Consider the following 19,861-nt stretch of genomic DNA (forward strand, 5'->3'; position numbering starts at 1 on the left):
CTTGTGCCCTCAGTCTGCCACTGCGATGCCGATGTACTTGGTCTCCAGGAACTCCTCGATCCCCACCGTCCCGCCCTCGCGGCCCAGGCCGGACTCCTTGATCCCACCGAAGGGTGCCGCCGGGTTGGACACCACGCCCTGGTTCAGGCCGACCATGCCCGATTCGAGGGCCTCGGCCATCCGCAAGCCCCGGTCCAGGTTGGTGGTGTAGACGTAGGAGACCAGGCCGTAGGGGGTGTTGTTGGCCGCGGCGAGCACCTCCTCCTCGGTGTCGAAGGGGGTCAACGGCGCCACCGGACCGAAGATCTCCTCACTTCCCATCCGCGAATCGACCGGCACGTCGGACAGCACCGTCGGCGGGTAGAAGTAGCCCTCGCCCTCGGACTGTTGCCCGCCGGTGAGCACCGTGGCACCACGCTCGAGTGCGTCGCTGACCAGTTCGCTGACCTTGTCCCGCGCTGCCTGGTCGATCAGGGGGCCCACGTTCACCCCCTCGTCGGTGCCGGGGCCTACGGTCAGGCCGGACATCTTCTCGGTGAGTCTGGTGGCGAAGTCGGTCATGATGCCGCGCTGGACGTAGATCCGGTTGGCAGCGGTGCAGGCCTCGCCCATGTTGCGCATCTTGGCCAGGAAGGCGCCCTCGACGGCGGCGTCCAGGTCGGCGTCGTCGAACACGATGAAGGGGGCGTTACCGCCCAGTTCCATCGACGTGCGCATCACCTTGTCCGCGCACTGTTCCAGCAGTTTCTTGCCCACCGGGGTGGATCCGGTGAAGGAGAGCTTGCGCGCCAGGCCGGACCGGATCAGCGGCTCCATCACCCCGCCGGAGTCGGAGGTGGTGACGGTGTTGACGACCCCGTCGGGCAGGCCCACCTCGCGCAGGATGTCCACCAGCGCCAGCATCGACAACGGCGTCTGGGCGGCCGGTTTGATCACCGAGGTGCACCCGGCGGCGATCGCGGGTCCGAGTTTGCGGGTGCCCATGGCCATCGGGAAGTTCCACGGGGTGATCAGCAGGCACGGGCCCACCGGTTGCTTGGTGATGATGAACCGGGCTCCGCCCTGAGGTGCGGTCTGGTAACCACCGGAGATGCGGAGCGCATCGCCGGCGGAGTGGCGGAAGAACTCGGCGGCATAGGTGATCTCGCCCTTGGCCTCGGCCAGTGGCTTACCCATCTCCAGGGTCATCAGCAGCGCCAGATCATCGATGCGCTCATGCAGCAGGTTGAAGGCGTCCATGAGGATCTCGTGGCGGCGCTTGGGCGCCAGCGCGGCGAAGGCCGGCTGGGCCGCGACGGCGGCGTCGAGAGCGCGGCGGCCGTCGGACGGATCGGCGTCGGCCACCTGGGTCAGCACCTGACCGGTGGCGGGGTTCACCACATCGAACTGGGCCTGGTTCGACGCCGGACCCCACTGCCCATCGATGAACAGACCGGTGGGAGTCCCGGCGGGGAGTTGGTGAGCCATGTGGTTCGCCTTTCGCAGATTGGGGTATGGGGGCAACCTATCTAGGTGTCGCAACCTGAACGCGCGCGGTGCGGTAGCACGAGGCCACCTCACCGTGGTACCAATGGACCCGACAGATTGTCGACAATCCTACACAGGAGCATGAACATGGCTGAACTGTCCCCCAACCTGAAGCAGGCCACCGGCGTCGTCGCCGCCCGGGGACAGGGTGCGCTGCTCTGGGATGAGGATGACCGGCGCTACCTGGACTTCACCGCCGGCATCGGCGTGACCGGCACCGGTCACAGCCACCCCAAGGTGGTGGCCGCCGCACAGGAACAGGTCGCCAAGATCATCCACGCCCAGTACACAACCGTGATGCACCGCCCGCTGCTGGACCTGACCGAGCGGCTCTCGGAGGTGCTACCCAGCGGCCTGGACTCGCTGTTCTTCGCCAACTCCGGCTCCGAGGCGGTCGAGGCGGCGCTGCGCCTGGTGCGCCAGGCCACCGGGCGCCCGAACATCATCGCCTTCCACGGGGGTTTCCACGGACGTACCGTCGCGGCGGCCTCGTTGACCACTTCCGGCACCCGGTTCCGCTCCGGGTTCGCCCCGTTGATGGCCGGGGTGCACATCTCCCCCTTCCCCGACCCCACGCACTACGGCTGGAGCGAGGCCGAGGCCACCACGTTCGCCCTGAACCAGCTCGATTACACGCTGCAGACCATGAGCGCCCCGGCTGACACCGCCGCGTTCATCGTCGAGCCGGTGCTGGGCGAGGGCGGGTACGTGCCCGGCAACGCCGAGTTCTTCGCCGGGCTGCGCGAACGCGCCGATCGGCACGGGATCCTGCTGATCGTCGACGAGATCCAGACCGGCTGGGGCCGCACCGGGGAGTTCTGGGGCGCAGGCCACTTCGGCCTGCGTCCCGATGTCATCACCACCGCCAAGGGCATTGCCTCCGGTTTCCCGCTCTCGGCGATCGCCGCCTCGGAGGAGTTGATGAGCAAGGCCTGGGCCGGCTCGCAGGGCGGCACCTACGGCGCAAACGCCGTGGCCTGCGCCGCAGCGCTGGCGACGCTGGACGTCATCACCGAGGAGAACCTGGTGGCCAACGCCCGCGAGCGGGGCGCGCAACTGCGGGGCGCGCTGGAGCGGGTAGCGGCCGAACACAGCGCGATCACCGACGTGCGCGGTCTCGGCCTGATGCTGGGCAATGAGTTCCGGGACGCCGACGGCCGCCCGGACGGGGCCACCGCCGCCAGGGCCCAGCAAGCGGCCGCCGAACGTGGGCTGCTGCTGCTGACCTGCGGTCCCTGGGGCCAGGTGGTGCGCTTCATCCCGGCGCTCGTCGTCACCGAGGATCAGGTCGAGGAGGCCGGGCAGATCTGGGCCGAGGTGGTGCAGGCAGTACTCTGAGGGGCGGTGACAGCACAGAGCAGACCGTCCAGAGCGAGGTTCGATGGCTAGGGCCCGTTTCCCCCGGCACGTCTATGCCTCCGGCGACGAGCCAGACCCGCGCTTCTCCCTGGCCAACGAACGCACGTTCCTGGCCTGGGTCCGCACCGCCCTGGCCTTCCTGGCCGGCGCGGTAGCCCTGGAGGCGCTGGCCACCCCGCTCAACCCCACCGTGCGTGCCATCGCCGCCCTGGCGCTGGTGGCCACCGCCCTGCTCGTGGTGCTGCAGGCCTGGATCGGGTGGGTTCGCATCGAGCGCGCGCTGCGGCAGGACCGCCCGCTGCCCTCACCGTTGACCACCCTGCCGGTCACCATCGGGTTGGTCGCGGTCACGGTGCTGGTGGGTGCGGGCCTGCTACTCGGCGGGTCGGGATGACCTGGGACCGGGGCCTGCAGTTCGAACGTACCGATCTGGCCTGGCGCCGCACCGTCCTCGCCGTGACAGCCGGGCTGGCCCTGGCCGGCCGATACCTGGCCGCCGGCAACGCGGTGCTGGGGATCGCGCTGCCGGCGGCGGCCCTGGTCTGCGGCGTCGGGATGCTGTGGCTCTTCACCGCGCGGATCCGGCAGGCCGAGCGGGTGGTGCGAGCCATCACGATCGGCGCACCCACCATCGAGCGGATGCCCGGTGGTGGACTGATCGCGGCGGTGGCACTAATGACGGGGGTGGCGATCCTGGCCGGCGTCGTCTTCGTGTCCACCGCGGCGCTAGGCACCTGACCACCCCTGCCGGAACCCGTGCCGGCGATCCGGGCACCGCCCGCCGATCGCACGAACGGCTGCGGGCCCGGAACACGACCAACCGACCTCACCCGGTGGGCAGGGCCTCCTGTGCGTAGGCCTGCGCGAACTGTGCCGTAGGCGGAATCGGCTGGATCACATCCACGAGCACCCCGCCGGGGGCCTCGACGATGAAGTGTCGCTGCCCGAAGCCCTCATCCCGCAGCGCGAGGACCGGCGTCAGCCCATGTTCGGCCGTCAGGGCGTGGTGAAGCGGGTGGACATCCTCCACCTCGATGTTGAGGATGAGGCCGCGTACGGGTGCACCGAACCCGGCCGGCACCGTGGGATGGTCGCACTGCAGGATCGCCAGCTCGTACTCCCCCAGGCGCAGGCTGACGTACCAGTCCGCCTCGAAGGTGCTCTCGAATCCGAGCACCTCGCGGTAGAACCGCGCGGCCGCGGCCACGTCGTCGGACATCAGGACCGGGTAGACGCTGGTGACAGACATCGCACTCTCCTTTACGTACACTGTGTTTGTAAGCACGATAAGGATACATACACCGAGTAGGTAAAGGAAGAGCGATGGCACGTGCTTCTGCCGCGGTAGCCGCGGAGACCGCCCGGACCCTCCTGCGGGTCGCTACCGAGTCATTCGCCTCCGAGGGCTACGCCGCGGTATCCCTGGAGGACGTGGCCCGATCGGCAGGGGTCACCCGAGGCGCGGTGTACCACCACTACCGGAGCAAGGCGGGGCTCTTCGGCGCGGTGGCCGCTGCCCTGCAGGCCGATGTCGCCGCGGCGGTGGTCGCCGCCGCCGAGCAGTCCGGAACCGAGCCCGGCGCTCAACTGCGCGCCGGCAGCCACGCCTTCCTGGACGCGATCACCGCAGCCCCCGTGGGGCAGATCCTGCTCATCGACGCTCCCGCCGTGATGGGCTGGGCCCAATGGCGCGCCCTGGATGCCGAGCACTCCGGCGCCCATCTGCGCGAGGTGCTGCACAGCGTCGGTGTGGCTCCGGAACTCCTGGATGCCACAGCGGCACAACTGTCCGGGGCGATGAACGAGGCCGCGCTCTGGCTCGCCCAGCACCCCGGCGACGATGCTGCCCGCGCGGCGGCCGGGCGGGTGCTGGACCGGCTCCTGGAGGCGGCAACGCCCTGAGCGCCGCTCACCCGCCGGGGGCATCCCGGCCGGTGAGTTCCTCGGAGATCTCACCGCTGGGCTTGTCATCGCCCGAACTCATCACCGCTCCGGAGCCCACGTCCACCGCGACGTCCGTGCCGCCACTCTCGAACTCGGGCAGCACGGTCTGCCCGGGATCGTCATAGGGCGCACTGAGCAGGGTGGCCGTGGCCCAGCCCCGGGTGAGCAGGTCGTGGTCGGAGCCGGGCTCCTCCCGGGCGCTGACACCGGAGTAGGTCAGCATCACGTAACCCTTGCCCTTCTCCCGCACACTGGCCTGCACGGCACCGAAACTGGCCAGTGGTGCGGGTTTGAGTCCGCGCAACTGGCCGGCCGGGATATCGGGCACGTTGACGTTGAGCACCCGCTCATCGGCCGGCTGACGGAGCAACCAGTCGAACGCGTGCTCACTCACCAGCCGCGCCGTGTCCCAGTGCTGTGGGTCCCCGGAGGCAATCGAGACGGCCAGTGCTCCGATCCCCTGCGTCGCCGCCGACAGTGCGGCACCCACGGTGCCGGAGTGCAGGGTGGCCCGCCCGGTGTTCGCGCCGAGGTTGACGCCGGAGAGCACCAGATCGGGGCGTTCACCGAACGCGCCGTAGGCGGCCACGAACGTGATCAGCGCGGGCGCGGCCTTGACCCCGAATGCGGTGACCTCCTCCGGCAGTCCGGGCGGGCGCCCCTCAACCAGCACCAGCGCGCCGTCGACCTCCTGTGCGGTCAGGGCCGCGCTGGCACCGGAGTACTGCCGGTGCGGGGCGGCCACGACGACGTCGCACCCGGCCGCGAGGGCGACCTCGGCCAGCACGGTCAGGCCGGGAGAGGCGATGCCGTCGTCGTTGGTGATGAGGACCCGCATCAGCCGCTGCTCCCGCCGTCGTTCCCGCGCTCACTGCCGCCGGCATCGGTGCCGTCCGCACTCCGGCCGCCCGCGCCGGCGACCTCCTCGATCCCGATGTGGTCGGCGAACCGCTCGACCTGTTCGCGCCTGCCGGTGCCCAGCCCCCGACGGGTCACGTTCAGGGCCCCCGCCGCGGCACCTAGCCGGGCGGCTTCAGCCACCCCGGCTCCGCGCCCGAGCGCCACCGCAACCCCGGCCGTCATGGAGTCGCCCCCGCCGTGGTGGTCCAGTGGGGTGACGACCGGTCCCACGAGTAGTCGCGCGGAGTCGGCGGTGACCAGCAGCGGCGGCTCCCCGGCCCGGGAGATCAACATCGCCTCCACCCCGCCGGAGACCAGTTCCCGGCCGGCCTCCTCCAGGGTGGCCAGATCGTCATGGTCAGCCAGGCCGGCGGCCTGGATCTCCTCGTGGCTCATCTTCAGCAGCGTGGGACACTCCGCCGCGGCCGCCTTCGCCGTGTTCCCGGACAGGTCGGCCACCACCGGGATCCCCGCGCTGCGCACGTCCCGCACGATCCGGGCGAAGAACTCCGCCGGCAGGACCCGCTCCGGTTCGGCCCCGGTCACCACCAACACGTCACACTCCAGCGCCTCGACCAGCACGGTGCCGTACAAGTCGTCCATCTCGTGCCGGGTGAGCGGTCCGGGAACCATGTGCGCCAGGGTCACCCGCTGCCCTGCCCGCCGGTCGTGCACATAGGCGCCGTTGCCCGCGTTGTACGGCACCGCCCGGATCCGCAGATTCTCCTCCGCGAGCATCGGGCTCAGCACCGCACCGACCTCGCCACCGAAGGGGCCGCACACGGTCACCCCGGCGCCCAGCGATGAAGCCATACGGGCCACCCACAACCCCTGTCCGCCCGGATGCAGATGCACATTCCCTGCCGCCTCGCCCTCCTCGTCGGAGGACTCGATCTCCACCATCAGGAGCGGGGTGGCCGCCAGCACGCACAGGCGGGGGCTCCGGTGGGGTTGGTCCGGGTCTGCCATAGCGCGAGCCTAGAACCGGACAGGACAGCCCGCAGCATGGCGGTGCACACTAGGTGGATGGTGCCCCCGACGAGCCCCGAGCACCGCCCGCCCGCGCCGGTGCGGATCCTGGGTGGGCAGGCCGGCAGTGTCGCGGCAGCACGGGCCATGCAGCACTACCGCAGCGAACTCAGCGAGCGATTGGGCACCGACGAGGACCCCGACCTCACCCATGCCGACGATCCAGCCGATGTGACGCCGCCGCGAGGGGACTTCGTGCTGGTCCGCGAGGTCGGCACCGCCACCGTGGTGGGTTTCGGGGCGGTCTACGTGCTCGAGCCCGGGGTGGTGGAGATCAAGCGGATGTGGCTCAAACCCGACGTGCGCGGGCGCGGCCTGGGCACGTTCCTCCTCAAGGAACTGGAGAACCGGGCGCGTGCGCTCGGAGCGCGGCGGGTGCTGCTGGCCGTGAACGAATCACTGGTCGAGGCCTGCGGCCTGTACACCTCCGCCGGCTATCAGCCCGTGGATCGGTTCGAGGACAACCCCCACGCCACGCACTTCTTCGGCAAGCAGTTGGTGTCCACCTGAGCACGCCACCTCACCAGTCGTGCACGGTGCCGTCGGCGAGCCGGTTATAGGGCAGGTAGGCCCGCTCGTAGGGATACTTGCCGGCCTCGTCGGTGTCCAACTCGACGCCCAGACCCACAGCGTTCCCCGGGTGCAGCAGCCCGTCGGTGAACGTGAAGGATTGCTTGAACACCTCGTTCGTGCGGGCCCCGTGCTGCATGTACTCCTGGATTCCGAAGTTGTGGATCGCCAGGCCCAGGTGCAGCGCCGCGGCCATTCCCACCGGGGAGACGTCGGTCGGCCCGTGCATCCCGGACTTGATCTGGTACTGCGCGGCGTAATCCAGCACCTTCTTCAGGTGGGAGATCCCGCCTGTGTGGGTGACCGAACTGCGCACGTAGTCGATGAGTTGTTCGCGCACGATCTGCTGGTAGTCCCAGACGGTGTTGAAGATCTCCCCGATCGCCAGGGGTGTGGTGGTGTGCCGGCGCACCAGCCGCAACGCCTCCTGGTTCTCCGCCGGGGTGACGTCCTCGAGCCAGAACAGGTCATAGGGTTCCAGGGACCTGCCCAGGCGCGCCGCCTGGATCGGGCTGAGCCGGTGGTGAGCATCGTGCAGCAGCGGGAGTTCGGGGCCGAACTCGTTGCGGACGGCCTCGAAAACGGTCGGGATGTGGCGCAGGTAGCTGCCGGTGTCCCAGTCCTCCTCGTGGGGCAGCGCACCGCGCTGGGCCGGTTCGTACTCCTGCGTCCCACCCTCGGAGTAGGTGGCGTCCGAGGCAATGCCGTAGATCGACTTCAGGCCCGGCACCCCGCTCTGCACCCGGATGGCCTTGAAACCCTGCTCCTGGTGCTCGCGGATGCTGTCGAAGAGCGCCTCGAGTGTGCCGCCCGAGGCATGTCCGTAGGCGAGCAGCCCGCGCCGGGAGGCCCCGCCGAGCAGTTCGTACAGCGGCATCGAGGCAGCCTTGGCCTTGATGTCCCAGAGCGCGACGTCGACCGCGGCGATCGCGGCCATCGTCACCGGACCGCGGCGCCAGTAGGCGCTGCGGTAGAGGAACTGCCAGGTGTCCTCGATCGCCCCGGCGTCGCCGCCGATCAGTAGCGGCACCACGTGGTCGCGCAGGTAGGACACCACCGAGAGCTCGCGGCCGTTCAGCGTGGCATCACCCAGGCCGGTGAGCCCTTCGTCGGTGGTGACCTTCAAGGTGACGAAGTTGCGGTCCGGGCTGGTGACGATGACGTCGGCCTGTTCGATGATCATCGGCCCAGACAAACACCGGGAAACCAGGCCAGACAACCGGTTGCCGAAGGTTGTTCCCGCCGGCCTCGCCGCGACTGGGCCACCCGACCGGCGAGGTGCGGTCGCGTCACCGGCCTTCCCTGTACCTGTGCCCCTTAGGCTGAGGTCATCGGCGTCCCGCCTGCGAGGCTGGGTCGCTGGAGACCTGTGCGTCACCTGTCAGGAGGAGTAGAGATGCCCGAGGCCGGCCCATGAGCATCACGTCATGGCTGGCTATCGATGGTGGGCAGTCCCAGATCCGGTTGCGCCACTCCGGTGGTGCCCAGGCGCAGGCCGACGGCGTGCAGCATCGTCCCGGCGGCAATGTTCCGGGGATGCTCGCCTCGATCCGGCAGGGGCTGGCGCGGCTGGGCAGCCCGCGCGTCCAGGTGGCCGCGCTGGGGATGAGCGGGCTGTTCCAGGAGGACCAGTCGCTCCGGGAGCTGGCCCGCGGTGTGGCTGCGGCCAGCGGCGCCACCCGGGTGCTGCTGGTCGGGGATGACGTCACCGGGCACGCCGGTGCCCTGCGGGGCGCGCCCGGTGTGGTCGCCGCGATCGGCACCGGAACCGCCGTCATCGGGTTGACCCCGGGCGGTGAGTTCAACGTGGTGGACGGTCGTGGCTACCTGCTCGGCGATGAGGGGTCGGGTTTCCAACTCGGCCGGCGCGGGCTGCGGGCCGTGCTGGAGCACGCCGAGGGCCTGCACCCGCCCACGACCCTGACGAGGGCGGCCATCGCCCGGTACGGCCCGGTGGACCAGATCGCACACCGCATCTATCGCTCCAAGGCACCGGTCGCCGCTGTGGCCGCCTTCGCCGCTGACGTCATCTCCGCTGCCGATGCCGGCGAGCCGACCGCGACAGGGCTGGTGCGGACCTCGATGACCTCGCTGGCCCGCTCCATCACCGCGGCGGCTGCCGGGTTCGGTACCGGTCCGGTCCCGGTCGTGGTGGTCGGTGGCCTGATGCGTTCACGCCAGGTGCTCACCCCTGTGCTGGCCAGTGCTCTGGCCCAGGTGCTGCCGGACGCGCACCTGCAGGACCCGGCCGGCACCGCGCTCGACGGGGCGGCCTGGCTGGCCGGCGGCGATGCCGGGCCCTATGCACCGAGGGTGCACGCCTACGGTACGACGAGCCGGCCGACGACGACGCCTCCTGCCGTCGAGCCGCACGACGATCTCTCCTCACAACCCTCCCCGGGAGGCCGGCGTGAGTAGCCGCGCGATACCCGTTCCGGCCGGCGGCCTGGTGGTCTCCTGCCAGGCTCCCGAGGCCAGTCCGATCGGGCAGGCACCGGTGATGGCCACGATGGCCCGGGCCGCCGAGGCCGGCGGAGCCGTGGGTCTCCGCGCGAACGGGGCCGCCGATGTGGCCGCGATCGCCGCCGTCACCGACCTGCCGATCATCGGCATCACCAAGGCCGGGCGGCGGACAGGGGTCTACATCACCCCGACCTTCACCGGTGCCGAGCAGGTGGTGCGCGCCGGAGCCGCGATGGTGGCGGTGGACGGCACCGCACGCGCGCGCCCTGCGGGACTGACCCTGGCGGAGTTGATCGAGGCGATCCATGCCCGGTTGGGCGTGCCCGTGATGGCCGACTGTGACTCGATACCGAGCGCCGAGCACGCCGCCGGGGCCGGGGCCGACCTGCTGGCCACCACGCTGGCCGGATATACCGGCGCTCGTGCGGCCACCGCGACCGCAACGGCACGGCCCGAGCCCGCCGGCCCCGACCTCGACCTGCTCGCCGCCATGTGCGCCGGGTTCGACCTGCCCGTCGTCGCCGAAGGGCGCTACCGCACCCCCGCCCATGTGAACGCGGCCTTCGATGCCGGCGCCCACGCCGTCGTCGTCGGGACCGCGATCACCGACCCGTTCACCCTGACCCGTTCCTTCGCCGCCGCCACCCCGCGCGGCGGTGCCGCCTAACCCCGGGAGACCTTCCGTGACCGTGATCAACCAGACCATCGCCGCCTCCGCCATCATGTCCGCCGTGACCCGGGTGCTGACCACCCAGACCGCCAACATCCGCGCGGCCGCGGAGGTGTACGTGCGGGCGCTCGACGCCGGCGGCATCATCCAGGCGTTCGGCACCGGGCACTCCCGGGGATTCGCGATGGAGGTGGCCGGCCGGGCCGGTGGGTTGGTCCCGGCCAATCAACTCAACGTCAAGGACGTGGTGATGTACGGCGATACCGACCCGGCCGACATCATGACCCCCGATGCCGAGCGCAGGCCCGAGACCGCCCACGCGGTGCTGGACCTGGCCGAACTGCACCCGGCCGACGCCTTCATCATCGCCTCGAACTCCGGCGGCAACGGGGCGACGGTGGAGATGGCGGTGGAGGCCCGCCGGCGCGGGCACCAGGTGATCGCGGTGACCAGCATGGACCACACCACCCAGATCACCTCCCGGCACCCCTCGGGCCGGCGGTTGTTCGAGGTGGCCGATGTGGTGATCGACAACGGGTCGGTGTTCGGCGATGCCGAGGTGGAGATCCCGGGTGTCGGGGCGGCCGTCCCCTCCAGCGCCGTCACCGCCAACATGATCGCGGAGATGATCGCCGCCGAGGTCTGCGGCATCATGCTCGATCGCGGCGACACGCCGCCGATCCTGGTGTCGGCGAACGTACCCGGCGGGGATGAGCACAACGACACCATCCGTGCCCGCTACGGCACCCGGCTGCGCGTCGGCGAGCCCTGAGCCGGTCTCGCCACCATCCCGGGCGGTTCGCGGGGCGGGAGCGGGCTAGGGCCGGGCGGCCGCGTCGATCCGCTGGATGTGGGAGCGGGCGTGCTCCACCGCGGGCTCGAGATCATCGAACAGGTGGCTGCGGTGCCGCAACGCGCTGAACACCTGCAGCCGGCGCATCAGGTTCAGGTGCTCCGGGCGCACACCCTTGATCAGCACCGTGACGCCGCGCTTCTCCAACTCCGAGACCACCGCGGCCAGGGAGTGCGCACCGGTGGCATCGACCAGATGCAACTGGGACAGCCGCAGGATCACCACGTCGATCCCCTCGTGCTCGCCGACCCGTTCCATGATCCGTTCCACCGCTCCGAAGAACAGGGCACCGTCGATGCGGAACACCGCGATCCGCTCATCGCCGGGTTGGACCTTCCCGGCGATCGTCTCCCGGTGCACGCCGCTGGCCCGGCTCAGGCCCCGCAGCACGAAGAACGCCGCCACCGCCAGCCCGATCAGGATCGCCACCACCAGGTCGAAGGACACCGTGATGATCGCGGTGATGGTGAACACCAACGCGTCGGAGCGGGTGGTGGCGAACATGGTGCGCACCACCCGCACCGAGATCATCCGTGCGGCGGTGACCATCAGCACACCGGAAAGCGCGGCCAGTGGTACCTGGGACACCACCCGGGAGGCCAGGTACACCACGGCCAGCAGCGCCAGGGCGTGCACCACCGCGGACACCCGGGTTCGGGCTCCCGAGCGCACGTTCACCGCGGTGCGCGCGATCGCCGCGGTGGCCGGCATGCCCCCGAACAGTCCCGAGGCCACCGAGGCCATGCCCTGTCCCACCAGTTCCCGGTCGGCATCGAACGGGCCGACCTCGGACATCGAGTGGGCCACCCGGCCCGACAGCAGCGACTCGATCGCTGCCAGTGCGGCCACCGCCAGCGCAGGCCCGGCCAGCGTCTGCAGGATGTCCAGGTTCACCTCCGGCAGCGTGGGTGCGGGCAGACCGTCGGGCAGGGCGCCGATGGTCTCCAGCGGCACCGCGGCGACGACGGCGATCACGGTCACCAGCACGATCCCCAGGAAGGAGCCGGGCACCTGCGGCAACCACCGACCGGTGGCGATCATGATGGCCGCCACGGTGACCACCGCCCCCAGGGTGAGGAAGGTGTTGGGCCAGGTGGCCGCTCCGAAAGCCTGCGCAGCCGCGACCACGGCGTTGGTGGAGTCGACCGCATCGGAGGCCCCGACGGCGGCAGGGATCTGCTGGGCGAAGATGATGACGCCGATCCCCATCGTGAACCCTTCCACCACGGGCCAGGGGATGTAACTGATGGTGCGGCCCAGCCGTAGGAATCCGGCGAGGAGCACCAGGAGACCGGCCATCACGCTGGTGACCACCAGGGCACCGGGGCCGTGGTCGACCACGATCGGCAGCAGCACCACCACCATCGCCCCTGTGGGGCCGGAGACCTGGATGTGGGAGCCGCCGAAGATCGCGGCCACCAGTCCGGCCACGATCGCGGTGATCAGTCCGGCCTCGGCGCCCGCACCCGAACTCACGCCGAAGGCCAGGGCCAGGGGCAGCGCGACGATGCCGACGGTCAGCCCCGCCATCACGTCGCGTTTCCATGTCCTGCCCAGTCCGGTGTAGTCCTGGCGGCTCGGGAACAGGGAGCGCCAGGTGCTCACTTAGCCTCCACCGCATCTGTCGGAGAGTCCTGGACTGCCGCTGCCGGCTCCTGGGGCGGAGCCTGTGGCTGCTGCGCCGGTGGCGCCGGTGCGGTGGCCTGTTCGAGTTGGGCGGCGTTGGTCTGCAGGATGTCCGCGAGCAGCAACCGGGCGACCGTGAGCAGTTCGGCGGCTCGGGCGGAGGCGAGCTGGTAGTAGACGTGCGAGCCCCGTCGCTGGGAGGTCACCAAGCGGTGCCGACGTAGCACGGACAGGTGCTGGGACAGGTGCGAGGCCTCCAGGTCCATATCGGTGAGCATCTGCGCCACCGAGACCTCGGGGTCGGCGGCGAGGAGTTCGAGGATCCGGATCCGGAACGGATGCGCCAAGCCCTTGAACAGGTCGGCTTTGATCTCATACAGCGGCTGATTCTGTACCGCGAACCCCACACATGCCTCCAAGATGATGACTTGACCATTCCATCATATTGTCGATGTCAAATTGGTCGGAGGTGCCCGCGCTGGGGCTCCAGGTGATCCCAGGTGACCTACAGTCGAGCGCGTGCCGACTCCCACTCTCCGCGAGCGCCTGGAGCGCGGGCAGGTCTGGATCTATCTCGGCTTCGCCCTCCTCGGTCTCGGAACTGGCAGCCGGTGGCCCCAGGCCGGCCTCGCGCTGGAGATCGCGGTCTGGCCGGCGCTGGCCCTGCTGCTCTATGCCACCTTCACCCAGGTGCCGCTGCGCTCGATGGCAGCGGCTTTCGCCGATGGTCGATTTCTCGCGTCTGCGCTGGCCGGCAACTTCCTGATCATGCCGGCCCTGGTATGGCTCGTGCTGCAGTTCACCCCCGCCGACGACGCGCTGCGGCTGGGACTGCTCCTGGTGCTGCTGGTGCCGTGCACCGACTGGTTCATCACGTTCACGCAGTTGGGTCGCGGTGACACTCCGGCCGCGATCGCGCTGACGCCGGTGAATCTCCTTCTGCAGTTCCTCCTCCTACCTGCCTACCTGTGGCTGATGGCCGGTACCCGGATCAGCGCCGCACTGGACCTCGCCGACCTGTGGCCGGCGCTGCTCGTGGTGCTCGGACCGCTGCTGGCTGCGGTGCTGACCGAGCCGGCGCTGCGCCGGCGCCGTGATGGTGAGCAGATCCGGAACATCCTGGGACACGCCCCGGTGCCCCTGCTGGGATCGGTCATCTTCGCCGTCGCCGCGGCCCACACCGATGCCGCGCTCGGGGCCGCCCACCTGGTGCCGGTCGTCGTCACCGTCGCCGCAGTCTTCCTCGCCGGCGCACTGGTGGTGGCCAGGATGAGCACCCTTCTCGTGGGCCTCGCTCCGGCGAGGGGTCGCACGTTGGCCTTCACCCTGGCCACCCGGAACTCGTTCCTGGTGCTACCGGTGGCACTGGCGCTTCCGCCCGGGTGGGAGGTGGTGGCGCTGGTGATCGTGATCCAGGCGCTGGTGGAACTGTTCGGCATGATCGCCTGCCTGTGGCTGGTGCCCCGGCTGTTCCCCGACCGCTGACCCGGTCCCCTACCCGAACACCGCCACGCCGAGTCGATCCCGCAGCGCCACCACGGCTTCACGCAGTTCGGCCCCGCCCTCCACCCGGTAGGACAGCGGGATGCGGGCCAGCCACTCCGCGGCGTACATGTACGGGTCGCTGGTGGTCCCGCTCAGCAGGCACCCCTCGGCATGGTCATCGAGGCGGCCCATCGCCGGATGCGCCCACTGCTTCACTTCGTCCTGCGTATGGTGGAAGACCACCCGCGTCTCGAACGGCCAGCCCAGGCCGAGATTCTCTTCCAGTTCGGCCACGGGGTCCAGGTCCTGGCGCGGTTCGAACGTGAACGTGCCGGGCTGCACCTTCAAGATCCGGTCCACCCGGTAGGTGCGCACCGCGCGCACGTGGTGGGCGAAGCAGAGCAGGTACCAGCGCCCGAAGCGCACCACCACCGACCACGGGTCCACGTCGGCGTCCCACTCCCGGTCCGGGTTGCTGCGGTAGGTGATCCGGGTGCGCTGGTGCGCTGCAGCAGCGGCGATCAGCGCACTGGCGATGGCGGGGTCAGCCTGGGCCTGATAGGGATCCGGTGCAGCCGCGGCATGGGCGCGCATCTCCCCGGCCTGGCGGCCGATCGCCGGGGGTAGCGCCCGGATCACCTTGCCCAGCGCCTGGCCCACCGCGTCGTCGTCATCGGTGGCGGTGGGGTGGCTGTCCAGCACCGCCATCACCAGCGCGAGCGCCTCGAGTTCGGTGAACGTCACCGGCGGCAGCCGGGTGCCGCGGCCCAGCCGGTAGCCGCCGTAGCGGCCGCGGGTCGCTTCCACCGGGATCCCGGCCTCGCGCAGGATGCCGATGTAGCGCCGGGCGGCGCGTTCGCTGACATCCAGCCGCTGGGCCAGCTCCTCGGCGGTCACCCCCGGGCGGGCGTGCAGGATTTCCAACGCGCGCAACGCACGGGCGGTGGGGCTCAGGTCGGTCATCGGACCACGGTAGTACGGCATCTAAAGAAGGCGGAAGCAGATCGTCCGGAATGGCTTCTACGGTGGTAAGCAACGAAGGAGGAGTCATGGAACAACTCACCAATGCCGCACTCGGCTTGCACGTGGTGCGCACCCCGACCGACCCACCGGAGTGGGACCTGATCCGGCCGCAGAGCGCGTCGGCCCGCCACTCCGGACGTCGCCGCAGGCGCGGCACCCGCTCGGCATGAGCGGGGCCCGGTTGTGACCGATCTCACCGACCGGGACCTGGCCGGCGCCAACCTGGAGCGGGTGAATCTGCGCGAGGCCCACCTGACCAGGGTCCGGTTCACCGACGCCCGGATGCGCTCGGTCGACTTCTCCGGCGCGGACATCCGCGGGTCGCTATTCGCCGGGACCCGGGTGCGCGGTGCCGAGCTGGTCGACGTCACGATCGATGGTGAACTGCGCAACGTCGTGATCAACGGCGTCGACGTCGGCCCCCTCATCGAGGCGGAACTCGACCGGCGCGAGCCCGAGCGCACCCTCCTGCGGGCCAGCACTCCGGAGGAGTTCGGCCGGGCCTGGACCACCCTGGAGCGCCTGTGGCAGGGCACCATCGAACGCGCACGCACCTTCGATGCCGAGATCCTGCATCGCAGCGTCAATGAGGAGTGGTCCTTCATCCAGACCCTGCGCCACCTGAACTTCGCCAACGCCGCCTGGGTGGATCGGATGATCCTGGGCGAGCTCTCCCCCTGGCACCCGCTCGACCTGCCCTGGGACGAAGCGCCCGGCTGGGACGGAATCCCGTGGGACCGCCAGGCCCGTCCGACCCTGGACGAGGTGCTGGCGGTCCGGGACCGGCGCACCGCCTCGGTGCGCCGGGTGATCGAGGACCTGACCCCGGAGCAGTTGGAGGCGACGGTGACCCGCACCGAACCGGGCTGGCCGCAGGCGGAGGACTTCCCGGTCAGGACCTGCCTGTGGATCGTGCTGGTCGAGCAGTGGGAGCACCGGCGGTACGCCGAACGTGACCTGGATATTCTGGCGAACGAGGAGGGATGAGCATGGACATCGTGTTGATCGCCGGGCTGTGGCTGGACGCGAGCGCCTGGGACGAGGTGGCCGGCGAACTTCGACGACTCGGCCACCGCCCGCACCCGGTGGCGCTCCCGGGGCAGACCAGCGGCTCCGCCGGGCAGCAGGCCACGCTCGCCGACCAGGTCGAGGCAGTGCTGCAGGCGGTGGACGCCGCATCCGGTCAGGTGCTGGTGGTGGGGCACTCGGCCGCGTGCACCCTGGCCTGGATCGCGGCCGATGCCAGGCCGGAGGAGGTCGCCACGGTCGCGTTGATCGGCGGCTTCCCGGCCGCTGACGGCGGCACCTACGCCGACTTCTTCGAACCCACCAACGGGCAGGTTCCCTTCCCCGGCTGGGAAGCCTTCGAGGGCCCCGACTCCGCCGACCTGGACCAGGCTGCCAAGGACCGTTTCAGCGCAGCGGCGATCCCGGTTCCGGGCACGGTGACCAAGGGGGTGGTGCACCTGCGCGATGAGCGCCGCTATGCCGTGCCGGTGGTGCTGGTGTGCCCGGAGTACAGCGCCGAGGACGCCGAGGCGTGGCTGAGGGCCGGTGAGATGCCCGAACTGACCAAGGCCGAGCAGGTCACCTTCGTCGACATCGACTCCGGGCACTGGCCGATGCTGACCCGGCCCGGAGAACTCGCGCAGATCATCTCGACCCTGACCGGGTAGGTCCCTAGGCGCGCGGTAGCGTGATCGCGTTGGCCACCGCGCGCCGCCGGAGGCGTTCCAGTAGCAGTATCCCTGCCGCGACCAGGGCACCTCCGGCGGGAATCGCCACCGCGGGGGCCAGATCCAGCCACGGACCGGGTACGAGCGCCGTGAGGACGCCGATTCCGGCGATGAGTGCCGCCAGCACCACCCCGCTGACCACCGGCCGGGTCACCATCACCCGGAGCAGGTCACACCGGACGACCGCCCACGCCACGGCCACGAGAACCAGGAGCACGATCCCCATCGGGGCCAGCGGCAGCCCACCTCCACCGAAGGCCTGCACCACGGCGCCCAGGAGCATGCTGACCCCGGCGTACAACAGGAGGGACGGTAGCCAGACGCCCACCCACTGGGACCCACGCAGCCTGTCGGTGTCGGGCAGGTCGAGTGCGGCCGCATAGGTCGCGGGATCACCGAATACCTCATGGATGTCACCGCCGTGCTCAGCCATGTGGGAGTCGACCTCGGCCATGGCGGCACCGATGTCCGCGCCGCTGACATCGCGGAGCCGCAGCTCGGTCATCGCCCGGGCCGCCCAGTGGCGGTCGACGTGGGGAATCCGGTCATACAGTTCATCGATCGAGGTGCTCATGCCGGCGCCCCTTCCTTGGCGAGCAACGTGGTGGTGATCTCGGCGAACCGGTGCCAGCGCTCGGCATCGGTCTGCAGTCGCTGCACGCCGGTCTCGGTCAGGACATAGACCTTCCGAGCCGGGCCGTTCGCGCCGGCAACCCAGTCGGTGCTGACCAGCCCGTCCCGTTCGAACCGGCCGAGCAGCGGGTAGAGCGTGCCTCCCCCGATGCTGCCCAGGCCGGCTTCCTCCAAGTGCTGGGTGATCGCGTAGCCGTGCAGTGGTGCGTGCCGCGCGATCACCTCTAGCGCGCACAGCGGAAGCGGGCCGCGAAGCCACTGCGCGGGCCACTCCTGGGTCGACGGCGTCGCCATCCCGCTAACGTAAAGCAACCTAGGTTGCTATGCAAGTTAGATGGCATTGCTCATCACCTTGCCGGCGTCCGCGATCGAACCCTCAGTCCTCGATCGTTGACGGCGGCACGCCGAGCGCCTCGATCGCGGACCAGATCTGCGCGGGCACCTCCGTGGCCAGCAACCGATCCAGTTCGACCAGCCGCTGCGGTGAACGCACGCCCACCACCGTGGAGGCGATGTGGGGGTTGCGGGCCGAGAACGCCAGCGCGGCCGCCGCGCTGGGCACCCCGTGCGCGGTGCAGACCTGCTGGAGCCTCTCCAGCCAGGCCAACAGGGCCGACGGCGCAGCCTGGTAGGCGTAGGTCGCCCCCTCCCGCGGGCCACCGGCGAGCAGCCCGCCCCCGTAGGGAGCGGCGTTCAGGACCGTCATGCCCGCGGTGGCCGCCTCGCTGATCAGGTCCGCTGCCGAGCGGTCCACGAGGGTGTAGCGGTTATGGGTGAGCAGCACGTCGAAGGCGCCGGTACGCACGAACTCGGTGAGCATCGAGGTGGGTCCGGCGGCCACGCCGATCGCACCGATCGCGCCCTGCTCACGCAGTTCCACCAGACCCTGTACCGCACCCCCGGTGCCCATCGCCTCGGCGAAGGTGATGGTGTACGGGTCGTGCAACTGATACAGCGGCAGGGTGTCCAGCCCGAGCCTGGTGATGGACTCCTCGAAGGAGCGCATCACCCGATCCCGGTCGAAGACGCCGGTACCGGGCTCTGCGTCAGCCTTGGAGACGATCTGCTTGCCCGCCGGCACGCCACCGGCCTCGGCGATCGCCTTCCCCAGGATGAGTTCGCTGCGGCCCCCGCCATAGGCGTTGGAGGTGTCGATGAGCGTGTGCTCACTGCCCAGCAACGCCACGGCAGCACGCACCTGCGCGGCCTCGGATTCGGCGTCGTCCGGTTGCCCCAGCCCGGAGGTGCCCAGCGTGATGGCGGACGGAGTGGCCAGGGTCGGAATGTCGGGAGGCACCGGTGCAGACCTTTCGTCGTGGGAGTACGGCACCGGCCAGTCTGCCAGCCCGACCCCGAGCGCTGCCGTCATCAGACGGGCGCGACAAACTAGTACAGTCACCGCTGTATAGTCATCGGGTGCTGACTATTGCCGACCATCTCGACGTCATGAACCGGGTGGGCCGGGCCATGGCGGACCCGACCCGGTCCCGGATCCTCATGACGCTTCTGGACGCGCCGAGCTACCCGGCCGCGCTGGCCCGCGATCTCCGGCTGACCCGCTCGAACGTGTCCAACCACCTCACCTGCCTGCGCGACTGCGGCATCGTCGTCGCCGAACCGGAGGGCCGCCGGACACGGTATGAGATCGCCGATCCACACCTGGCCCGCGCCCTGACCGTCCTGATCGAGGTGACGCTGGCCGTCGATGAGGACGCACCGTGTATGGATTCCGCCTGCCCCGTCCCCGACTGCTGCGCCGCGAGGACCTCATGACCGCTGCGGTCACCGCAGCGCGCCGCACCACCCTCGATCGCCGCGTGCGCTTCATCGTCGCCTTCACCATCACCTACAACGTCCTGGAAGCCATCGTCGCGATCTGGGCCGGCGCCCGTGATCACCGACTCGGTGCTCTCCCTGACCGGAACCCCGGACGTCGACTCCTCCCCGTTGGGTATCGGCATCGCGGCTCTGAGCCTGATCGTGATGCCGGCGCTGGCCTGGCTGGAGCACCGAACCGGCCGTGAACTCTAGTCCAAGAGTGTG

25 protein-coding genes are annotated in these 19,861 nt (G+C 70.2%); 14 read left to right on the forward strand and 11 right to left on the reverse strand.

Going from position 1 to position 19,861, the window contains the following annotated elements; all coding sequences use genetic code 11:
- Positions 1–9: 9 nt before the first annotated feature.
- Positions 10–1,467 carry an NAD-dependent succinate-semialdehyde dehydrogenase gene (locus ACPL7H_RS14370; protein WP_424797544.1) on the reverse strand — a complete coding sequence of 486 codons (1,458 nt, stop codon included), beginning with the start codon at positions 1,465–1,467 and terminating at the stop codon, positions 10–12.
- A gap of 147 nt (positions 1,468–1,614) precedes the next feature.
- Between ACPL7H_RS14370 and ACPL7H_RS14375 the strand changes: the two genes are divergently transcribed.
- From ACPL7H_RS14375 to ACPL7H_RS14385, 3 genes are read left to right on the forward strand one after another with little or no spacing between them, the layout of a single operon-like run.
- Complete coding sequence (locus ACPL7H_RS14375) at positions 1,615–2,865, forward strand: aspartate aminotransferase family protein (RefSeq protein WP_424797545.1); 1,251 nt, start codon at positions 1,615–1,617, stop codon at positions 2,863–2,865.
- 43 nt (positions 2,866–2,908) lie between these two features.
- On the forward strand, positions 2,909–3,280 hold the full coding sequence (locus ACPL7H_RS14380) for a YidH family protein (RefSeq protein ID WP_424797546.1): 372 nt from the start codon (positions 2,909–2,911) through the stop codon (positions 3,278–3,280).
- Entirely contained in the window at positions 3,277–3,624 is a 348-nt protein-coding gene (locus ACPL7H_RS14385) for a DUF202 domain-containing protein (protein WP_424797547.1), read from the forward strand. The genes ACPL7H_RS14380 and ACPL7H_RS14385 overlap by 4 nt, the downstream gene beginning before the upstream one ends.
- An 88-nt stretch (positions 3,625–3,712) precedes the next feature.
- Here the strand turns inward: ACPL7H_RS14385 and ACPL7H_RS14390 are convergent, their stop codons facing one another.
- On the reverse strand, positions 3,713–4,135 hold the full coding sequence (locus ACPL7H_RS14390) for a VOC family protein (protein ID WP_424797548.1): 423 nt from the start codon (positions 4,133–4,135) through the stop codon (positions 3,713–3,715).
- 74 nt (positions 4,136–4,209) lie between these two features.
- Between ACPL7H_RS14390 and ACPL7H_RS14395 the strand changes: the two genes are divergently transcribed.
- On the forward strand, positions 4,210–4,788 hold the full coding sequence (locus ACPL7H_RS14395; protein WP_424788291.1) for a helix-turn-helix domain-containing protein: 579 nt from the start codon (positions 4,210–4,212) through the stop codon (positions 4,786–4,788).
- A gap of 7 nt (positions 4,789–4,795) precedes the next feature.
- Here the strand turns inward: ACPL7H_RS14395 and surE are convergent, their stop codons facing one another.
- Together surE and ACPL7H_RS14405 are read right to left on the reverse strand one after the other, a co-directional pair.
- Positions 4,796–5,668: a 5'/3'-nucleotidase SurE gene (gene surE, locus ACPL7H_RS14400; RefSeq protein ID WP_424797549.1), complete on the reverse strand. Its 873-nt coding sequence runs from the start codon at positions 5,666–5,668 to the stop codon at positions 4,796–4,798.
- A complete protein-coding gene (locus ACPL7H_RS14405; RefSeq protein WP_424797550.1) occupies positions 5,668–6,699 on the reverse strand; it encodes a PfkB family carbohydrate kinase in 1,032 nt (343 codons plus the stop codon). Before ACPL7H_RS14405 ends, surE begins: the two co-directional genes overlap by 1 nt.
- 57 nt (positions 6,700–6,756) lie before the next feature.
- Between ACPL7H_RS14405 and ACPL7H_RS14410 the strand changes: the two genes are divergently transcribed.
- Positions 6,757–7,269, forward strand: a complete 513-nt coding sequence (locus tag ACPL7H_RS14410; protein ID WP_424797551.1) for a GNAT family N-acetyltransferase — start codon at positions 6,757–6,759, stop codon at positions 7,267–7,269.
- A gap of 10 nt (positions 7,270–7,279) precedes the next feature.
- On the opposite strand, the gene manD is transcribed toward ACPL7H_RS14410, so the two are convergent.
- On the reverse strand, positions 7,280–8,512 hold the full coding sequence (gene manD, locus ACPL7H_RS14415; protein ID WP_424797552.1) for a D-mannonate dehydratase ManD: 1,233 nt from the start codon (positions 8,510–8,512) through the stop codon (positions 7,280–7,282).
- A 230-nt stretch (positions 8,513–8,742) separates the two neighbouring features.
- Between manD and ACPL7H_RS14420 the strand changes: the two genes are divergently transcribed.
- Genes ACPL7H_RS14420 through ACPL7H_RS14430 form a run of 3 tightly spaced genes read left to right on the forward strand, consistent with a single transcriptional unit; the run spans position 8,743 to position 11,234 of the window.
- Positions 8,743–9,747 carry an N-acetylglucosamine kinase gene (locus ACPL7H_RS14420; protein WP_424797553.1) on the forward strand — a complete coding sequence of 335 codons (1,005 nt, stop codon included), beginning with the start codon at positions 8,743–8,745 and terminating at the stop codon, positions 9,745–9,747.
- The gene (locus tag ACPL7H_RS14425) at positions 9,740–10,459 is read left to right on the forward strand and encodes an N-acetylmannosamine-6-phosphate 2-epimerase (RefSeq protein WP_424797554.1); all 720 of its coding nucleotides are present in this window, start codon (positions 9,740–9,742) and stop codon (positions 10,457–10,459) included. The genes ACPL7H_RS14420 and ACPL7H_RS14425 overlap by 8 nt, the downstream gene beginning before the upstream one ends.
- A 16-nt stretch (positions 10,460–10,475) precedes the next feature.
- Positions 10,476–11,234, forward strand: coding sequence for a sugar isomerase domain-containing protein (locus tag ACPL7H_RS14430; protein ID WP_424797555.1), 759 nt, complete (start codon positions 10,476–10,478; stop codon positions 11,232–11,234).
- 45 nt (positions 11,235–11,279) lie between these two features.
- On the opposite strand, the gene ACPL7H_RS14435 is transcribed toward ACPL7H_RS14430, so the two are convergent.
- Both ACPL7H_RS14435 and ACPL7H_RS14440 read right to left on the reverse strand, forming a co-directional pair.
- Entirely contained in the window at positions 11,280–12,920 is a 1,641-nt protein-coding gene (locus ACPL7H_RS14435) for a SulP family inorganic anion transporter (protein WP_424797556.1), read from the reverse strand.
- Complete coding sequence (locus ACPL7H_RS14440) at positions 12,917–13,348, reverse strand: ArsR/SmtB family transcription factor (protein WP_424797557.1); 432 nt, start codon at positions 13,346–13,348, stop codon at positions 12,917–12,919. The genes ACPL7H_RS14435 and ACPL7H_RS14440 overlap by 4 nt, the downstream gene beginning before the upstream one ends.
- 112 nt (positions 13,349–13,460) lie before the next feature.
- Between ACPL7H_RS14440 and ACPL7H_RS14445 the strand changes: the two genes are divergently transcribed.
- Complete coding sequence (locus ACPL7H_RS14445) at positions 13,461–14,426, forward strand: arsenic resistance protein (protein ID WP_424797558.1); 966 nt, start codon at positions 13,461–13,463, stop codon at positions 14,424–14,426.
- 9 nt (positions 14,427–14,435) lie between these two features.
- Here ACPL7H_RS14445 and ACPL7H_RS14450 read toward each other — a convergent pair whose 3' ends face one another.
- A complete protein-coding gene (locus ACPL7H_RS14450; protein ID WP_424788303.1) occupies positions 14,436–15,389 on the reverse strand; it encodes a helix-turn-helix transcriptional regulator in 954 nt (317 codons plus the stop codon).
- Positions 15,390–15,475: 86 nt separating this feature from the next.
- Here ACPL7H_RS14450 and ACPL7H_RS14455 point away from each other — a divergent pair, with 86 nt between their 5' ends.
- The 3 genes from ACPL7H_RS14455 to ACPL7H_RS14465 are packed head-to-tail and all read left to right on the forward strand — an operon-like array spanning position 15,476 to position 17,125.
- On the forward strand, positions 15,476–15,619 hold the full coding sequence (locus tag ACPL7H_RS14455; protein ID WP_424788304.1) for a hypothetical protein: 144 nt from the start codon (positions 15,476–15,478) through the stop codon (positions 15,617–15,619).
- A 13-nt stretch (positions 15,620–15,632) separates the two neighbouring features.
- Entirely contained in the window at positions 15,633–16,436 is an 804-nt protein-coding gene (locus tag ACPL7H_RS14460; protein WP_424797559.1) for a DinB family protein, read from the forward strand.
- A 2-nt stretch (positions 16,437–16,438) separates the two neighbouring features.
- Positions 16,439–17,125 (forward strand): alpha/beta fold hydrolase, encoded by a 687-nt coding sequence (locus tag ACPL7H_RS14465; protein WP_424797560.1) that lies wholly within the window; start codon positions 16,439–16,441, stop codon positions 17,123–17,125.
- A gap of 4 nt (positions 17,126–17,129) precedes the next feature.
- On the opposite strand, the gene ACPL7H_RS14470 is transcribed toward ACPL7H_RS14465, so the two are convergent.
- The 3 genes from ACPL7H_RS14470 to ACPL7H_RS14480 form a co-directional block, all read right to left on the reverse strand.
- Positions 17,130–17,759 (reverse strand): hypothetical protein, encoded by a 630-nt coding sequence (locus tag ACPL7H_RS14470; protein ID WP_424797561.1) that lies wholly within the window; start codon positions 17,757–17,759, stop codon positions 17,130–17,132.
- A complete protein-coding gene (locus ACPL7H_RS14475) occupies positions 17,756–18,112 on the reverse strand; it encodes a PadR family transcriptional regulator (protein ID WP_424797562.1) in 357 nt (118 codons plus the stop codon). Before ACPL7H_RS14475 ends, ACPL7H_RS14470 begins: the two co-directional genes overlap by 4 nt.
- 82 nt (positions 18,113–18,194) lie before the next feature.
- Positions 18,195–19,217 carry an aldo/keto reductase gene (locus tag ACPL7H_RS14480; protein ID WP_424797563.1) on the reverse strand — a complete coding sequence of 341 codons (1,023 nt, stop codon included), beginning with the start codon at positions 19,215–19,217 and terminating at the stop codon, positions 18,195–18,197.
- A gap of 17 nt (positions 19,218–19,234) precedes the next feature.
- Between ACPL7H_RS14480 and cmtR the strand changes: the two genes are divergently transcribed.
- Positions 19,235–19,591: a Cd(II)/Pb(II)-sensing metalloregulatory transcriptional regulator CmtR gene (gene cmtR, locus ACPL7H_RS14485; protein ID WP_424788310.1), complete on the forward strand. Its 357-nt coding sequence runs from the start codon at positions 19,235–19,237 to the stop codon at positions 19,589–19,591.
- A 117-nt stretch (positions 19,592–19,708) separates the two neighbouring features.
- On the forward strand, positions 19,709–19,849 hold the full coding sequence (locus ACPL7H_RS14490) for a hypothetical protein (RefSeq protein ID WP_424797564.1): 141 nt from the start codon (positions 19,709–19,711) through the stop codon (positions 19,847–19,849).
- The last annotated feature ends 12 nt before the right edge of the window (positions 19,850–19,861 follow it).

It is taken from the genome of Pseudactinotalea sp. Z1732, assembly GCF_049724975.1.
Classification (GTDB): Bacteria; Actinomycetota; Actinomycetes; order Actinomycetales; family Beutenbergiaceae; genus CALKWS01.

What these genes read in the sequence shown, in the direction of transcription:
- ACPL7H_RS14370 (WP_424797544.1), bottom strand. Translation starts at nt 1,467, where the DNA reads ATGGCTCACCAACTCCCCGCCGGGACTCCCACCGGTCTGTTCATCGAT.
- ACPL7H_RS14375 (WP_424797545.1), top strand. Translation starts at nt 1,615, where the DNA reads ATGGCTGAACTGTCCCCCAACCTGAAGCAGGCCACCGGCGTCGTCGCC.
- ACPL7H_RS14380 (WP_424797546.1), top strand. Translation starts at nt 2,909, where the DNA reads ATGGCTAGGGCCCGTTTCCCCCGGCACGTCTATGCCTCCGGCGACGAG.
- ACPL7H_RS14385 (WP_424797547.1), top strand. Translation starts at nt 3,277, where the DNA reads ATGACCTGGGACCGGGGCCTGCAGTTCGAACGTACCGATCTGGCCTGG.
- ACPL7H_RS14390 (WP_424797548.1), bottom strand. Translation starts at nt 4,135, where the DNA reads ATGTCTGTCACCAGCGTCTACCCGGTCCTGATGTCCGACGACGTGGCC.
- ACPL7H_RS14395 (WP_424788291.1), top strand. Translation starts at nt 4,210, where the DNA reads ATGGCACGTGCTTCTGCCGCGGTAGCCGCGGAGACCGCCCGGACCCTC.
- surE (WP_424797549.1), bottom strand. Translation starts at nt 5,668, where the DNA reads ATGCGGGTCCTCATCACCAACGACGACGGCATCGCCTCTCCCGGCCTG.
- ACPL7H_RS14405 (WP_424797550.1), bottom strand. Translation starts at nt 6,699, where the DNA reads ATGGCAGACCCGGACCAACCCCACCGGAGCCCCCGCCTGTGCGTGCTG.
- ACPL7H_RS14410 (WP_424797551.1), top strand. Translation starts at nt 6,757, where the DNA reads ATGGTGCCCCCGACGAGCCCCGAGCACCGCCCGCCCGCGCCGGTGCGG.
- manD (WP_424797552.1), bottom strand. Translation starts at nt 8,512, where the DNA reads ATGATCATCGAACAGGCCGACGTCATCGTCACCAGCCCGGACCGCAAC.
- ACPL7H_RS14420 (WP_424797553.1), top strand. Translation starts at nt 8,743, where the DNA reads ATGAGCATCACGTCATGGCTGGCTATCGATGGTGGGCAGTCCCAGATC.
- ACPL7H_RS14450 (WP_424788303.1), bottom strand. Translation starts at nt 15,389, where the DNA reads ATGACCGACCTGAGCCCCACCGCCCGTGCGTTGCGCGCGTTGGAAATC.
- ACPL7H_RS14455 (WP_424788304.1), top strand. Translation starts at nt 15,476, where the DNA reads ATGGAACAACTCACCAATGCCGCACTCGGCTTGCACGTGGTGCGCACC.
- ACPL7H_RS14465 (WP_424797560.1), top strand. Translation starts at nt 16,439, where the DNA reads ATGGACATCGTGTTGATCGCCGGGCTGTGGCTGGACGCGAGCGCCTGG.
- ACPL7H_RS14470 (WP_424797561.1), bottom strand. Translation starts at nt 17,759, where the DNA reads ATGAGCACCTCGATCGATGAACTGTATGACCGGATTCCCCACGTCGAC.
- ACPL7H_RS14475 (WP_424797562.1), bottom strand. Translation starts at nt 18,112, where the DNA reads ATGGCGACGCCGTCGACCCAGGAGTGGCCCGCGCAGTGGCTTCGCGGC.